15 protein-coding genes are annotated in these 15,418 nt (G+C 68.0%); 11 read left to right on the top strand and 4 right to left on the bottom strand.

The annotated features are described in order from the left end of the window. Positions 1-93 precede the first annotated feature (93 nt). A complete protein-coding gene (locus tag HUU94_RS06710) occupies positions 94-1,419 on the bottom strand; it encodes a DEAD/DEAH box helicase (RefSeq protein ID WP_174274328.1) in 1,326 nt (441 codons plus the stop codon). A 295-nt stretch (positions 1,420-1,714) separates the two neighbouring features. Here HUU94_RS06710 and HUU94_RS06705 point away from each other — a divergent pair, with 295 nt between their 5' ends. From HUU94_RS06705 to HUU94_RS06680, 6 genes are read left to right on the top strand one after another with little or no spacing between them, the layout of a single operon-like run. After that, positions 1,715-2,284, top strand: coding sequence for a NifU family protein (locus HUU94_RS06705; protein ID WP_174274329.1), 570 nt, complete (start codon positions 1,715-1,717; stop codon positions 2,282-2,284). A gap of 37 nt (positions 2,285-2,321) precedes the next feature. After that, positions 2,322-2,900: a malonic semialdehyde reductase gene (locus tag HUU94_RS06700; RefSeq protein ID WP_174274327.1), complete on the top strand. Its 579-nt coding sequence runs from the start codon at positions 2,322-2,324 to the stop codon at positions 2,898-2,900. Next, positions 2,897-3,520: a tRNA (adenosine(37)-N6)-threonylcarbamoyltransferase complex dimerization subunit type 1 TsaB gene (gene tsaB, locus HUU94_RS06695; protein ID WP_174274326.1), complete on the top strand. Its 624-nt coding sequence runs from the start codon at positions 2,897-2,899 to the stop codon at positions 3,518-3,520. Before HUU94_RS06700 ends, tsaB begins: the two co-directional genes overlap by 4 nt. After that, a complete protein-coding gene (locus HUU94_RS06690) occupies positions 3,517-4,080 on the top strand; it encodes a GNAT family N-acetyltransferase (RefSeq protein WP_174274325.1) in 564 nt (187 codons plus the stop codon). The genes tsaB and HUU94_RS06690 overlap by 4 nt, the downstream gene beginning before the upstream one ends. Further along, on the top strand, positions 4,077-4,499 hold the full coding sequence (locus HUU94_RS06685; protein ID WP_174274324.1) for a Fur family transcriptional regulator: 423 nt from the start codon (positions 4,077-4,079) through the stop codon (positions 4,497-4,499). The genes HUU94_RS06690 and HUU94_RS06685 overlap by 4 nt, the downstream gene beginning before the upstream one ends. A 5-nt stretch (positions 4,500-4,504) precedes the next feature. After that, a complete protein-coding gene (locus HUU94_RS06680) occupies positions 4,505-5,212 on the top strand; it encodes a lysophospholipid acyltransferase family protein (protein ID WP_174274323.1) in 708 nt (235 codons plus the stop codon). 23 nt (positions 5,213-5,235) lie between these two features. Here the strand turns inward: HUU94_RS06680 and purH are convergent, their stop codons facing one another. Genes purH through HUU94_RS06665 form a run of 3 tightly spaced genes read right to left on the bottom strand, consistent with a single transcriptional unit; the run spans position 5,236 to position 8,303 of the window. Beyond that, positions 5,236-6,825: a bifunctional phosphoribosylaminoimidazolecarboxamide formyltransferase/IMP cyclohydrolase gene (gene purH, locus HUU94_RS06675; protein WP_174274322.1), complete on the bottom strand. Its 1,590-nt coding sequence runs from the start codon at positions 6,823-6,825 to the stop codon at positions 5,236-5,238. Positions 6,826-6,866: 41 nt separating this feature from the next. Continuing rightward, a complete protein-coding gene (locus HUU94_RS06670; protein ID WP_174274321.1) occupies positions 6,867-7,550 on the bottom strand; it encodes a Fe2+-dependent dioxygenase in 684 nt (227 codons plus the stop codon). A gap of 9 nt (positions 7,551-7,559) precedes the next feature. Next, positions 7,560-8,303: an energy transducer TonB gene (locus HUU94_RS06665; protein ID WP_174274320.1), complete on the bottom strand. Its 744-nt coding sequence runs from the start codon at positions 8,301-8,303 to the stop codon at positions 7,560-7,562. Between the two features lie 104 nt (positions 8,304-8,407). Between HUU94_RS06665 and HUU94_RS06660 the strand changes: the two genes are divergently transcribed. From HUU94_RS06660 to HUU94_RS06640, 5 genes are all read left to right on the top strand, one after another. Next, positions 8,408-10,615 carry a xanthine dehydrogenase family protein molybdopterin-binding subunit gene (locus HUU94_RS06660; RefSeq protein ID WP_174274319.1) on the top strand — a complete coding sequence of 736 codons (2,208 nt, stop codon included), beginning with the start codon at positions 8,408-8,410 and terminating at the stop codon, positions 10,613-10,615. Next, positions 10,612-11,619 carry a ferrochelatase gene (hemH, locus tag HUU94_RS06655; protein WP_174274318.1) on the top strand — a complete coding sequence of 336 codons (1,008 nt, stop codon included), beginning with the start codon at positions 10,612-10,614 and terminating at the stop codon, positions 11,617-11,619. Before HUU94_RS06660 ends, hemH begins: the two co-directional genes overlap by 4 nt. A gap of 45 nt (positions 11,620-11,664) precedes the next feature. Beyond that, a complete protein-coding gene (gene phbB, locus HUU94_RS06650) occupies positions 11,665-12,387 on the top strand; it encodes an acetoacetyl-CoA reductase (RefSeq protein ID WP_174274317.1) in 723 nt (240 codons plus the stop codon). A gap of 8 nt (positions 12,388-12,395) precedes the next feature. Then, complete coding sequence (locus HUU94_RS06645; RefSeq protein WP_174274316.1) at positions 12,396-12,632, top strand: ribbon-helix-helix domain-containing protein; 237 nt, start codon at positions 12,396-12,398, stop codon at positions 12,630-12,632. Positions 12,633-12,769: 137 nt separating this feature from the next. Continuing rightward, the gene (locus HUU94_RS06640) at positions 12,770-15,295 is read left to right on the top strand and encodes a TonB-dependent receptor (RefSeq protein WP_254602007.1); all 2,526 of its coding nucleotides are present in this window, start codon (positions 12,770-12,772) and stop codon (positions 15,293-15,295) included. Positions 15,296-15,418 lie beyond the last annotated feature (123 nt).

Below are 15,418 nucleotides of genomic sequence, written 5' to 3'. Positions count from 1 at the left end.
CTACACGACGCTCTTCCGATCTGGTTCGTCGCCAGCCCAATATTTGCACCTGGGGCAGGGCTCGAGGGCGTCGCGGGGACGCCCTCATCGCCTTTACCGTGCGCCGGTCCGTCGAACCGCGCTCTTGTGCGCGCCGACGCCGCCTTTGCGCGCGCCGAAGAAGCGCTTGGGCGCGCCGCCGGCGGGCCGCTCGCCATCGTGGCGGCGCTGATCGGGACGCCGCTGACCCTGGGGACGATCGCCGCGCGCATCGGGCGCCGGCTTGGGCATCTTCGCCATCTCGGCGAGGAAATTCTCGGGCAGCGGCTGGATCGACGGACGGACGCGCGTCAATTTCTCGATCTGCTTGAGATAGGCGCGCTCGTCATCGGCGACGAACGAAACCGCGATCCCCTCGCGTCCGGCGCGCGCGGTGCGGCCGATGCGGTGGACATATTGCTCGGGCACGTTGGGCAGCTCGAAATTGAAGACGTGGCTAACGCCGCCGACGTCGATGCCGCGCGCGGCGATATCGGTCGCGACCAGGATCGGTGACTGGCCCGAGCGGAACTCGGCAAGCGCGCGTTCGCGCTGCGGCTGGCTCTTATTGCCGTGGATCGCGTTGGCGCCGATGCCGGCGGCGACGAGATTCTTCACGACGCGATCGGCGCCATGCTTGGTGCGCGTGAACACCAAAGCGCGCTCGACCGGCTCGGAACGGAGCAGCATCGTCAGCAGAGCCTGCTTTTCGCCCTGATTGACGAACACCGCGCGCTGATCGACACGCTCGGCGGTCGTCGAGGGCGGCGCGACCGAAACCTTGGCGGCATCGGTAAGGAACGCCTCGCCGAGATCGGCGATCGTCTTGGGCATCGTCGCCGAGAAGAACAAAGTCTGGCGTTTGGCCGGCACGAGCCGCTGGATGCGCTTCAACGCGTGGATGAAGCCGAGGTCGAGCATCTGATCGGCCTCGTCGAGGACGAGGATCTCGACGTCGCGCAGCGTCAACGCATGCTGGTCGATCAGGTCGAGCAGCCGGCCGGGCGTGGCGACGACGATGTCGACGCCCGCCTGCATCGCGCGGATCTGCCGGGGAATCGGCACGCCGCCGAAGATCGTCAGCACCGAGAGGCGCAGGCTCTTGCCGTAGGCGGTGAAGCTTTCGGCGATCTGGCTGGCAAGCTCGCGCGTCGGCGCCAGTACCAGCATCCGGCAGCCCTTGGGCTTGCGCGGCTTGGGATCGGCGGCGAGGCGGTGGAGCGAGGGCAGCGCGAAGGCGGCGGTCTTGCCGGTGCCCGTCTGCGCGATACCGCACAGGTCGCGGCCTTGCAGCACGATGGGGATCGCCTGCGCCTGAATCGGCGTCGGCACGGTATATCCCTTGGCGGCGAGCGCTTGCAGGATGGGCTCGGCGAGGCCGAGTTCGTTGAATTTGGTCATGATATGCTTTCGGATGCTCGCACGGCAACGCAAGGCGCGTGCCGGGGCAAGCGGGTTCGTAAAGACGACCCGCGTGAAAAGGGAAGCCTGGGGCTAAAGACGCCAATTCCGGACACGCCCGCAGCTTCAAGCCGCCAGAGTTCACGCTGTCCGGTCGAATGCCAAAGCATCGCGCCTGCCGTACATATCGTCGATCGGCGCCGAATAATCAAGTCATGCGCGAAACGACGCCGCAATGCGGCGTTCGAACCCCGGGCACCTTGATTGGCGCACGCGATCGGCCCACATGCCGCGCATGCTGATCGAGACCGAAGCCACGCCCAACCCCGCCACGATGAAGTTCCTGCCCGGAACCGGCGTGATGGACGCAGGCACACGCGATTTCGCCACTCCCGAAGAGGCCGAAGCCTCGCCGCTGGCGGCGGCGTTATTCTCGCTGGGCGATGTCGGCGGCGTCTTCTTCGGGCGCGATTTCGTCTCGGTGACGCTGGCCGAGAGCGGGGACTGGCGGCAGGCCAAGCCGGACGTGCTGGCTGTCCTCCACGATCATTTCAGCGCGCATGCGCCCCTGTTCACGCCCGGCAGCGCCGGCGCGATCACGATCGAGGACGAGACTTTCGCCGACGATCCGGAGGATGCCGACATCGTCGCGCAGATCCGCGATCTCATCGAGACGCGCGTCCGCCCTGCCGTGGCGCGCGACGGCGGCGACATCGTCTATCGCGGCTTCGACAAGGGCACCGTATATCTCGGCATGCACGGAGCCTGCTCCGGCTGCCCCTCTTCCACCGCGACGTTGAAGCAGGGTATCGAGCAATTGCTGAAGCATTATGTGCCCGAAGTGACCGAGGTCCGCGCCGCCTGATCGGGCGCCGACTTGCCGAAGGGGAAGACTGACAGTGATGGATGACGAAACGCTGGATCGCCTGTTCCGCAAGGCGCGAACCTATAACGGCTTCACCGATGAGCCGGTCAGCGAGGCGGAACTCCGCCAGCTTTACGACCTGATGAAATGGGGGCCGACATCGGCCAATCAGGAACCGGCGCGCATCATCTGGTGCGTGAGCGACGAGGCGAAGGCCAAGCTCGCCGGCTGCGTTTCCGAACAGAATGCATCGAAGGTGCTTAAGGCGCCCGTGACCGCGATCATCGGCATGGACATGGAGTTTTACGAGAAGCTACCCAAGCTCTTCCCACACACCGATGCGCGATCCTGGTTCGTGGGCAACGAAGCCTTGATCGAGGAATCCGCCTTCCGCAATTCGACCCTGCAAGGCGCCTACTTCATCCTCGCCGCACGCATGGTGGGGCTGGATACCGGGCCGATGTCGGGCATCGATCGCGCGGCGATCGACGCGGCTTTCTTCGCCGGCACGCCGATCAAGACCAACTTCATCACCACGATGGGGCACGGCGATCCCGCGACGATCTTCGATCGGCTGCCGCGCCTGGAATTCGACGAGGCGACCAGCATTCGTTGAGCGAGGCGGCGCGTCCTGCCACGCTCGTCATCGATACGGCGACGGCGGCCTGCTCGGTCGCGCTGATCGCCGGGGGGTGCCTGCTCGTCGCCAGGCATGAGCTGGTCGGGCGGGGTCACGCCGAACGGCTGGTTCCGATGATCGGCGAGGTCATCGCGAGGCTCGGCCCGCCGCAATCCATCTTGGTCGACATTGGGCCGGGCAGCTTCACCGGCGTGCGCGTCGGGCTGGCTGCGGCCCGCGCGCTGGGGATGGCGTGGGGCGTGCCGGTGCGCGGCTATAGTTCGCTGGTACTGCTGGCCCGGATGGCGGCTGGCAAAGCGCCGCGCGCCGTGGCAATTCCGGGAGGTCATGGCGAGCTTTTCGTGCAGCGCTTTTTGGATCCCGCGACGGCCATCGGGCCGCTGCAATCGCTCGTGCCCGCCGATGCGGCCCGCGTGGTGACCGAGGCCGACATCTTCGGCGAGGGCGCCGCCTTGCTGGTCGCCGCGCGCGGCTGGGGCGAGGCGCGCGCGCTGCTGCCGGATGCGTCGGCCGCGCTGCTGCTTGCCCCCGAGGATCAGGATCTGCCGCCACGCCCGCTCTACGGCCGTGCACCGGATGCGCGGCTGCCCGGATGAGCGGCGGGGCCGCGATCGTGGCGGGTAGTGCCGCCGATATCGATGGCGTGATGCCGGTGATGGACGCGGCGTTCGATCCCGGCTTTGGCGAGGCGTGGACGCGGGGGCAATGCCTCGGCATCCTCTCGCTGCCCGATGTGTGGCTGACGCTCGCCAGACGCGAGGATGCCGGCATCTGCGGCTTCACGCTCGCCCGCCGTACGTTCGACGAGGCGGAGCTGCTTCTTCTCGCGGTCGATCCTCCGGCGAGGGGCCGTGGCATCGGGCGCGCGCTGGTGGAACGATGCGCGCGCGATGCCGCGCAGCGCGGCGCGCTCAAGCTGATGCTGGAGATGCGCGACGGCAATCCGGCGGTAGCACTTTACGAGAAGGCCGGTTTCGCGATCGTCGGCCGGCGCAAGGCTTATTATCGCGGACAGGCCGGCCGCCTCCATGATGCGCTGACGATGCGCTGCGCATTGCCCGATACCGTATCCGGAGGCCGGCCGGCGCATCTGGCGCTTCCTTCGAACGAGCGGAGCCCCTACACCGGCAACACCCAAGGGCGAGCTGAACGATGAACCGCAAGATCGATATCGAAGCCCTGTGCGCCGAAAAAGGCCTGCGGATCACCGAGCAGCGCCGCGTGATCGCGCGCGTGCTTTCCGAAGCCGAGGATCATCCCGATGTCGAGGCGCTGCACGAACGCGCGTCAGCGATCGACAGCGGCATATCGATCGCGACGGTTTACCGCACGGTGCGGCTGTTCGAGGATGCGGGCATCCTGGAGCGCCACGACTTCGGCGACGGGCGCGCGCGCTACGAGGCAGCGGCCGAGGGCCATCACGATCACCTGATCAATATCGAGACGGGCCATGTGATCGAGTTCGTCGATCCGGAGATCGAGGCGTTGCAGAAGAAGATCGCCGAACGCCTGGGCTTCCGCCTCGTCGACCATCGCATGGAGCTTTACGGCGTGCCGCGAGACCGCGAGCACTGACGGCCTTGACCCTGCGTGGCTATGGCCGGCTGATCGCCGCCGCCCTGCTCCTGGCGGTCTGTCTGCCGCTCTGGGCGATCGCCCGGCTGACCGGCGGCGAGCAAAGGTGGAACAGCCGCTTTCTGCGCATGGCCGGTTGGCTGCTCGGGCTGCGCACCCGCACCGACGGGTGGCGCGCTGAGGGCGGCGTGCTGATCGTCGCCAACCATGTTTCGTGGCTCGATATATTGGCGTTGGGCGGCGCGATGCCGTGCCGGTTCGTCGCCAAGGCGGAGATCGGGCGCTGGCCGGTGATCGGCCGGCTGGCTCGGATCGGGAGGACGGTGTTCGTGGCACGCGACCGGCGCAGCGGCGCGCGCGCGCAGGCCGATGCGGTCACAGAGGCGCTCGGCGATTCCTTGCCCCTGGTGCTGTTTGCCGAGGGCGGCACGGGCGACGGGCGGACGCTGGGCGCATTCCGCCCCGCGCTCTTCATATCGGCAATCGAGGCGGGCGCGGCGGTGCAGCCCGTGGCGATCGACTATGGCCCCGATCGCGCGCGCCTCGCCTGGCCGAGCGGACAGAGTTTCGGGCCCGAGGCGAAGCGGCTGCTCAATCGGCGCGGCACCGTTCCGGTGACGCTGCGCTTCCTGCCGCCGCTCGACTCGCGCACGCTCGATCGCAAGGCGCTCGCCGCGCTTTCGCATGCAGCGGTGCGCGACGCGCTTAGCTGAGTCGGGGCGCCGACAGCCCATCTTCAATGCCTGAAATGGCGCATTCCGGTGAACAGCATCGCCAGCCCCGCCTCGTCGGCGGCGGCGATCACCTCCTCGTCGCGGATCGACCCGCCGGGCTGGATCACCGCCGTAGCACCCGCTTCCACCGCCGCGAGCAGGCCGTCGGCGAACGGGAAGAAGGCGTCGGAGGCTACCGCCGAACCGATCGTCTTCGGCGCGGCCCAGCCGGCCTTGGCGGCGGCATCACGCGCTTTCCAGGCGGCGATCCGCGCGCTTTCGAGGCGGTTCATCTGGCCCGCGCCGATCCCCGCGGTGGCACCGTCCCTGGCATAGACGATCGCGTTAGACTTGACGTGCTTGGCTACCGTCCAGGCAAAGAGACAATCGGCCAGTTCCCGGTCGGTCGGCGCGCGCTGCGTGACGCACTTGAGGTCGGCGCGCACGATCGCGCCATTGTCGCGGGATTGCAGGAGCATCCCCCCGGCGATCGACTTCATCGCGAGCCCGGCTCGGGCAGCGTCGGGAAGCGATCCGCACAGCAGCAGCCGCAGGTTCTTCTTGCGCGCAAAGGCGGCCCTTGCGCCCTCATCGGCATCGGGCGCGACGACCACTTCGGTGAAAAGCGCCGTGATCGCCTCCGCGGTCGGCCCGTCCAGCGGCCGGTTCACCGCGATGATCCCGCCGAACGCCGATACGCTGTCGCACGCGAGCGCCGCGCGATATGCCTCGATCACCGTATCGGCGGAGGCGACGCCGCACGGGTTGGCATGCTTGACGATCACCACCGTCGGCGGCGCGTCGCGAAACTCGGCGATCAGTTCGAGCGCGGCATCGGCATCGTTGTAATTGTTATAGCTGAGCGCCTTGCCCTGGACCTGCCGCGCCTGCGCGATGCCCGGTGTGGAGGGACCGGCGGGCAAATAGAGCGCGGCCGACTGATGCGGATTTTCCCCGTAGCGCAATTCCTCCGCGCGCCGCAGCGGCACGGACAGGCGCTGTGGAAAGCGCTGGCCCTGATCGGCGAAGGCGAACCAGGAGGCGATCGTCGCGTCATATTCCGCGGTGGCGGCGAATGCCTTGGCGGCGAGGCCGCGGCGCGTTTCCAGCCGGGTCGCGCCCCCGGTGTCGTTTAATTCCGCAATCAGCGCGGGATAATCGGTCGGATCGGTGACGATCGCGACATAATGATGGTTCTTCGCCGCCGACCGCACCATCGACGGCCCGCCGATATCGATATTCTCGATCACCTCGTCGCGCTCGGCGCCCTTGGCGACGGTCGCCGCGAACGGGTAGAGATTGACCACGACGAGATCGATCGCGCCGATACCGTGATCGGCCATCGCCCGCGCATGCTCGGGCGCATCGCGCACCGCGAGCAGGCCGCCGTGAATCATCGGGTGGAGCGTCTTCACCCGCCCGTCCATCATCTCGGGAAAGCCGGTGAGATCGGAGACGTCGCGCACCGCGAGCCCGGCGTCGCGGAGCGCCTTGGCCGTGCCGCCGGTCGAAACCAGTTCGACGCCATGGCCGGCAAGCGCGCGCCCGAGTTCGACCAATCCCTGCTTGTCGGAAACGGAGAGGAGAGCGCGGCGGACTGGGATGTCGGTCATAGGGGCGCGCCTTGGCGCAAAGCGCGGGGATTCGCTACCCGCTACATCTCCGCCCAGCGGCGCAGCAGATTGTGATAGACGCCGGTCAACCGGACGATCGCCGGATGATCGGGCCGGGTATCGATCGCCAACGCCTGGATCGAGCGATCGAGATCGTAAAGCGTCCGCCGGGCTTCGGCATCGCGAACCATCGACTGGACCCAGAAGAAGCTTGCGAGGCGCGCCCCGCGCGTCACCGGCGATACCCGATGCAGGCTCGATGCGGGATAGAGCAGCAAATCGCCGGCGGGCAGGCGGATCGATTGGCTGCCGAGCACATCCTCGACGGTCAATTCCCCACCATCATAGTCGCCGGGATCGCTCAGGAAAAGCGTGGCCGAAAGATCGGAGCGGATCCGGAAATCGCTTCCCTGCCGGATTCTCACGGCGCTATCGATATGATCGTCGAAGCCGTCGCCATTCCGGTAGCGATTGAACAGGGGCGGATAGACGCGCAGTGGCAGCGCGGTGGCGATGAATTGCGGGTTACGGCCAAGCGCGTCGAGAATGAGCCCGCCGAGCCGCTGCGCCACCGGCGAACCTTCGGGAAGCTGACGATTGCGCTTGGCGAGCGCCGATTGGTGGCCCGAGGTGGCGTTGCCGTCGATCCAGTCGGCGGCATCGAGCTCGGCGCGGAATACCGCCACCGTCGCGGCATCGAGGACGCCCGGGATCGCGACGATCATGCGCGGCGCTTAACGGGTGAGCTTGAACGGGATCGAGAGAAAGCCGACGGCCTCGACAGGCGTGCCGGCCTGCGTGCCGGGACGGAACCGCCATTTGCGCACCGCGTCCAGCGCGGCATCGTCGAGACGATCGAAACCGCTCGACTTGGCGACCGCGACTTCTTCCACCCGGCCCTCCGGCGAGATCAGCACGCGCAGACGCACCGTGCCTTCCTCGTGCGAACGCCGCGATTCGACCGGGTAGCGCGGCGCGACATTGCCGAGATTCGCGGCCGAGGCATCGGGGGGCATGATCGGCGCGGCCTGGGCGACGACCGGCGCGGCGGGCGCGGACGTGGTCGCGACCGGAGCGGCCTTTACCGCCACCGGCGCGGACAGAACGGGCGGCGCCAGCGTCACGGGCGGCGGCACGATCGCGGGCGGCGCGATGATCGGCGTTTGAAGCTTGACCACCTCCTTTTGCGGGGGAGGCGCAATCTTGGGCGGCGGCGGCGTATCGAGCGGTACGAGCCTTACCACCAGCGGCGGGCGCTTGGGCGTGATGCGGACAACATCGAACTGTACCAGCGCGAAAATAGCGGCGAGGTGCGCGGCGATGACAATAAGGATCAGACCGCGGTGGCTGCGCGGCGCATAGTGCGACGGCACATAGCCCGGGATTTCGGGTGCCGCCTGCCGCTGCGCAGGGCGACGCGGTTCCGCGAAACCGATCATGTCGTCTACGAAAGCTTCGGCGGTCTGCGCATCGAACATGATGAAGCCCTTTCGTATTTGGCCTAGATGAAATGTTATTGCGAGGCAATCGCAAAGACCTTCATGCGTGGACGGCTCGAACGTGCCGGCCTATCAGCGGCGCGATGTCCGCCGATGCCCATCGTCGCCCCACGCGCAGATCGCTGTTGATCGGTGGCGGCGCGGGCGTGGGCCTGCTCGTCGCCTGGGCGCTCTGGCCGCGCAGTTACGCGCCCAATCTCACGGCCGCCCCGGGCGAGACGATCATCGATGCCTTCCTCAAGATCGGCGAGGACGGACGCATTACCGTGATCGTGCCGCAGATCGAGATGGGCCAGGGCGTGTGGACCGCGCTGCCGCAGGCGCTCGGCGACGAGCTTGGCGCCGATTGGCGGCAGATCGCGGTGGAGCCCGCGCCGATCGGCCCGCTCTACGCCAACACGCTGCTCGCCGACGAGGCGGTCGCGGGGGCGCTGCCCGTCATCCTTCAGGGGATCGGACGCTGGGCCGCGCACGAATTTGCCACGCGCGAGGCGATGATGATCACCGCCGGTTCGACCTCGATTCGCGGCTTCGAACAGCGCTTTCGCGAAGCCGGTGCCACCGCGCGGGCGTTGCTGTGCATGGCGGCGGGCAAAAGGATCGGCGCCGATTGGCGGGCCTGCGATACCGAGCAGGGCTTCGTGGTGCGCGGCAACGATCGCTTCCGGTTCGGCGATCTCGCGGCCGAGGCGGCGGGCTTCGCCGCGCCCTCCCCCGCCCCGCTGCGCAAACCCGGCGAAGGCGGCCTTTCGGGAAGGCCGATGCCGCGCCTCGATCTACCCGCGAAGGTCGACGGCGGCACGCGCTTTGCCGGCGATGTGCGCCTGCCGGGCATGGCGTTCGCCTCGATCCGGCATGGCCCGCTGGGCGAGACGCGGGTGGCGGGCGCGAACAAGGCGGCGGCGGAAAAAGTGCCCGGCGTGCTCGCGGTGATCGAGGATCCGGCGTGGATCGCTGTGATCGCGAACAATTGGTGGGCGGCGGATCGCGCGCTCGACGCGATCGCGCCCCGCTTCGCCACCTCCGGCGCCTTGCCCGATACCGCCTCGATAACCAGGGCGCTCGATGGCGCGCTGGCGGGCGGGGGCAAAAGGCTCGTCGTGCAGGGGGATGCGGATGCGGCGCTGAAACCGGGAGCCTCGCTTACCGCCGATTATGCCGTGCCGCTGGCGGCGCATGCCGCGATCGAGCCGCTCGTCGCCACGGCGCGCGCGAACGGAGACCGGCTGGAGCTATGGGTGCCGACGCAGGCGCCGGGCCTGACCCGCGATGCGGTCGCGAAGGCGACCGGATATGCGATCGGGCGCGTGACCGTCTATCCCATGCAGATCGGCGGCGGATTCGGGCGCAAGATCGAGAATGACGCGGCGATCGAAGCGGCGATGCTCTCGATCCGCGCCAAGCGGCCGGTGAGCCTGATGTGGAGCCGCGCCGAGGAGATGCAGCGGGCGCGCCATCGCCCTCCCGCCAAGGCGCGGCTTTCGGCGCGGCTGGAAGGCCAACGGATCGCCGGCTGGTCGGCGACGATCGCCGCGCCCGCGACGATGGGCGCGCTCGCGCGGCGGCTGACGGGGCACGGTGGCGGCGGCGCGGAGAGTGCTGCGATCGAAGGCGCGCTGCCGCCTTATGCCATACCGGCCGTCGCGATCGCGCATGCGCCGGCCGACATCGGCATCGAGACCGGCATGTGGCGGTCGGTGGCGCACAGCTACACCTGCTTCTTCACCGAGAGCTTCGTCGACGAGCTTGCCGCCAAGGCAGGAAGCGATCCGCTTTCCTTCCGCATGAGCCAGCTCGGGTCGGCGCCGCGCCTCGCGCGATGCCTGACGCGCGCCACCGGGATCGGCGGGTGGAGCGGGGAGAGCGGCGCGGGGCAAGGCATCGCGGTGCATTCGGCGTTCGGAAGCCATATCGCGGTGCTGGCCGAAGTTTCGATCGAGGCGGGCGCCCCCAAGGTGACCAAGCTGGTCGCGGCGGTGGATTGCGGACGGATCATCAACCCGGATATCGTCCGTCAGCAGATCGAGGGCGGGTTGATCTGGGGGCTGGCGGCGGCGCTCGGCGACGCGGTGGGCTATACGCGCGGTATCGTCGATCAGCGGACGTTGCGCGAGCTGGCGCTGCCTCTGCTCGCCGACAGCCCCGAGATCGGCGTCGAGCTGGTGCCGAGCGGAGAGGCGCCGGGCGGCGTCGCCGAACTGGGCGTGCCCGCCGTGGCGCCCGCCATCGCCAACGCCATCGCGTCCGCATCGGGCAAGCGATTGCGCAGCCTGCCGCTGAGGATGTCATGACGCCCCCCGATCACCCGCCGATCCCCGCGCCGAAGATCGGCGTGCTGCTGATCAACCTCGGCACGCCCGACGATGCCGATCCCAAGGCGGTGCGCCGCTATCTCGCCGAATTCCTTTCCGACCGGCGCGTCGTCGAAATCCCGCCTTTGCTGTGGCAGCCGATCCTGCGCGGCATCATCCTGCGCACCCGCCCGCGCAAATCCGCGCATGCCTATGCGCAGGTGTGGCGCGACGACGGATCGCCGCTCGCCGCGATCACCCGGCTGCAAGCGATCGCTCTGTCCGAACGGTTCCGCGAGGATGGCGTGATCGTCGATCATGCGATGCGGTACGGCAATCCGGCGATCGGCGATCGGCTGCGGGCGATGAAGGCACAGGGCTGCGAGCGCATCCTGCTGGCGCCGCTCTACCCGCAATATTGCGCAGCGACGACCGCGACCGCCAACGATGCCGCCTTCGCGACGCTGGCCGGCATGCGCTGGCAACCCGCGATCCGGACGCTGCCGCCTTATTACGATGCGCCGGCCTATATCGCGGCGCTGGCGGAAAGCATCGCGGTCGGGCTGGCCGCGCTGGATTTCGACCCCGAACGGCTGCTCGTCAGCTTTCACGGCATGCCGCAGCGGACGCTGGCGCTGGGCGATCCTTATCATTGCCATTGCCAGAAGACCGCGCGGCTGCTGGGGACCGCGCTTGGACGCGAGGTGACGATCACCTTCCAGTCGCGCTTCGGCCGCGCCAAGTGGCTGGAGCCCGCGACCGACCGCATGCTCGCCGAACTCGCCCGGAACGGCACGCGGCGGCTTGCGATCGTGGCGCCGGGCTTTTCGGTGGATTGCCTGGAAACGCTGGAGGAACTCGCCATTCGCGGGAAGGAGACTTTCCTGGCGGCAGGGGGAGAACGCTTCGCCTATCTCCCCTGCCTGAACGCCGAGCCCGGTGGCGTGGCGATGCTGGAAAATCTGCTTCGCCGCGAGCTTGCGGGCTGGATGACGCCCCCTTAGGCTTGTCCGACGCGGCGTCGGATGAACCCGCGATCAGGAGAGCCTATGACCCGAGTAGCAATCGTCACCGGCGGCACGCGGGGCATCGGCGAGGCGATCAGCATTGCGCTCGGCGAGCAGGGCATCACCGTCGCCGCCAATTACGCCGGCAACGACGAACGCGCCCGCGCCTTCACCGATCGCACCGGCATCACCGCGTTCCGATGGGACGTCGCCGATCCCGAAGCGGTGCAGAATGGCGTCGCCGAAGTCGAGCAGGCGCTGGGGCCGATCGACATCGTCGTCAACAACGCCGGCATCACGCGCGACGCGGTGATGCTGAAGATGAGCTACGAGGATTGGAAGCAGGTGATCGACACCAACCTCGGCGGCTGCTTCAACATGGCCAAGGCGACCTTCGCGGGGATGCGCGAGCGCAAGTGGGGCCGGATCGTCAACATCGGATCGATCAACGGGCAGGCCGGGCAATATGGCCAGGTCAATTACGCCGCCGCGAAATCCGGTATCCACGGCTTCACCAAGGCGCTGGCGCAGGAGGGCGCGAAGTTCGGGGTGACGGTCAACGCGATCGCGCCCGGCTATATCGATACCGACATGGTGGCGGCGGTGCCCAGGGACGTGCTGGACAAGATCGTCTCGCGCGTGCCCGTGGGACGGCTGGGCCAGGCGCACGAGATCGCGCGCGGCGTGGCGTTCCTCTGTTCCGACGACGCGGGGTTCGTCACCGGATCGACGCTTTCGATCAACGGCGGCCAGCACATGTATTGAGGCGCGGCATGGCGCGGCGGAGCAGCGGGCCGATCAAGCGATCGGTGATGATCGCCGGGCATGCCACATCGATCAGCCTCGAGCCGATCTTCTGGGACGCACTGCGACGCGCGGCGGAGGCGGAGAGCCTGCCGCTGAGCGCGCTGGTCGCGCGGATCGATGCCGCGCGAATCACCGACGACCAGCCTGCCAACCTCGCCAGCGCGATCCGGGTCTGGCTGTTCGACAAGGCGATTAGGGGCTGAGGCCCGATCTTCACGATCATCGCGCGTATGACGATAGTGAAGTTGGCCCGCGCCTCCACCGGCCCGCGCGCCGGGGCTTGACTATAATGAGAATGACTATCAATAGCGTCATTATAGAAGGAAACGAAGGGGTCATCGTGGAACATCGCATCACCGCAGCGCCGGGCAGCTCCAGCCTGCTCGCGCTGTCCTGCATCGGCTTCATCGCCTCGGCGCCCGCGACGGCGCAGACCCCGCCACAGCCCGCCGCCCCGCCCCGCGAAAATGGCGTGGAATTGCAGGGCGTCACCGTCACCGACACGGCGATCGACAGCGCGAGCTACAAGCCCGAGGCGGTCAATCCCAAGCTCACCGCGCCGTTGCTCGACACGCCGCGCTCGATCGTCGTCATCGGCGAGCAGGTCATCAAGGACACCGGATCGGCGACGCTGGTCGACGCGCTCCGCACCGTTCCCGGCATCACCTTCGGCGCGGCCGAGGGCGGCAATCCGATCGGCGACCGCCCCTTCATCCGCGGCTTCGACAGCCAGGGATCGACCTATGTCGACGGCGTCCGCTCGATCGGCGCGCAGACCCGCGAGGTTTTCGCCATCGAGCAGGTGCAGGTCGTACGCGGATCGGATTCGACGCTCGGCGGGCGCGGATCGGCGGGCGGCACGATCAACATCGTCTCCAAGCTGCCGCAGGCGGACAGCTTCTACCGCGCCGACGGCAGCTACGGCACCGCCGACTATAAGCGAGCCACCGCCGACGCGAACGTCGCGCTGTCGCCGATCGCCGCCATCCGCATCGCCGCGATGTGGCACGACCAGGACGTCGCCGGCCGCGACGCCATCTTCCAGAAGCGCTGGGGCGTGGCGCCGTCCGCGACGATCGGCCTCGGCACGCCGACCCGGCTCACCGCCGCTTATTACCATCTCCACACCAACGAGCTGCCCGACAGCGGCCTGCCCTACACCTATGTCTGCTCGGCGACGGTGTGCAACGCGCCGGCGGGCTATGTGCTCGACGAGCCGGTGCACCACGTCACCACGCTCGGCGGGCAGACCGGCACCGTTTCGCGCAATACCTTCTACGGTCTCAAGGACCGCGACTTCCGCCGCTCCAACCAGGACCAGGCGACGCTGCGCGTCGAGCACGACTTCGGCAGGCGGATCACGCTGCGCAATACCGCGCGCTTCGATCATACGTGGCAGGGCTACAGCTTTCTGCTGCCCGACGATTCGACCGGCAATGTCGTCGGCACGACCACGACCAACGCCACCGTCGGTGGCGTCACCAACTTCACCAACGGCGGCTATGTCTGGCGCCGCGCCAATACGCGCCAGGGCATCACTAACAGCTTCTCGGACCAGCTCGATCTCACCGCCAAGCTGCGCACCGGCCCGCTGCGCCACAGCATCGCCACCGGCCTCGAGTGGAGCGAGGAGCGCGCCCGGCGCGGCACCTATGTCATCGCCACGGGTTCGACGATCAGCCCGCGCTGCAACAGCAACACGATCGCGCGTTATTATTGCACGAGCCTGTTCAACCCCAACCCGAACGATCCGTTCGTGAATTATACCAGCGACACATCGACCGTGGCGACGCCGATCGTGAAGAGCGCGCCTTATGCCGACACGATCAACGAGGGCTTCACCAAGGCCGCCTATCTGTTCGATTCGATCAGCATGCTCGACGAGCGGCTGATCGTGAATCTCGGCGCGCGCTACGATAATTTCCGGTCCAAGGTGCAGCCCGGCCTCGCCTCGGCGACGGCCGGCCGCTTCAGCCTGTCGCGCACCAACAATGTGTGGACCTATCAGGCGGGCGCGGTGTTCAAGCCGACCAAGAACAGCAGCCTCTATGCGACCTTCGCGACATCGGCGACGCCGCCGAACAGCCTGCTCGGCGAGGGCTCCGAACCCAATGCGCTCGGCACGACCAACACCGCGCAGGCGCTGGCCTTGCTCGATCAGCTCAAGGTCGAGCGGAGCAAGACCTATGAGGTGGGCGCGAAGATCGATCTGTTCGACGGCCGGCTGGCGCTGACCGGCGATATCTTCCGCACCGAAACGACCAACGCGCGCGTGACGATCGACGCCAACACCGTCGCCTTCATCGGCAAGCGCCGCAGCCAGGGCGGCGAGATCGGCTTCAACGGCAACATCACCAAGGATTGGACGGTCTTCGGCGGCTATTCCTACCTCGACGCCAAGATCCGCGACGGCGGCCAGAGCGCGCTGACGGCGGCGGCGGTCGGCGCCCGCGCGGCGCAGACGGTCTATGTCGATTCGGTCAACACCGGCCGGCAATTCCCGCAGACCGCCAAGCACAACTTCACGATCTGGACCAACTACAGCTTCGCCAAGCGCTTCAGCCTCGGCGGCGGGGCCTTTTATTCCAGCCGGGTGTTCGGCGGCTATTCGGACAACCGCACCGCGACACAGAACGCCGCCGGCGTCGTCACGATCACGCCCGCGACCACGGTCATCGCGCGATCGGTGCCGGGCTATTGGCGGCTGGACGCGCGCGCCGGGGTCAAGATCACCAGCAAGCTCAACCTCAGCGTCAACGTCAACAATCTGACCAACAAGCGCTATTTCAGCCAGGCCTATTCCTCGCATTATGCGACGATCGCGCCCGGCCGCTCGGCGTTCGGCACGCTGAGCTTCGCTTACTGACGGCGATGCGCGAGCCGCTGACGCTGGACGTGCTCAACGCACTCGAGCCCGACGAGCTCGCCCGCCGCCTCGCCGCGCCGCCCGCCGAGCGCGCCGCCTTCGTGCGCGCGGCGGCGGATGCGG

This window comes from Sphingomonas bacterium (assembly GCF_903644055.1).
Taxonomy (GTDB): domain Bacteria; phylum Pseudomonadota; class Alphaproteobacteria; order Sphingomonadales; family Sphingomonadaceae; genus Sphingomonas_I.
This window is presented reverse-complemented; position numbering and strand designations above follow the sequence as displayed.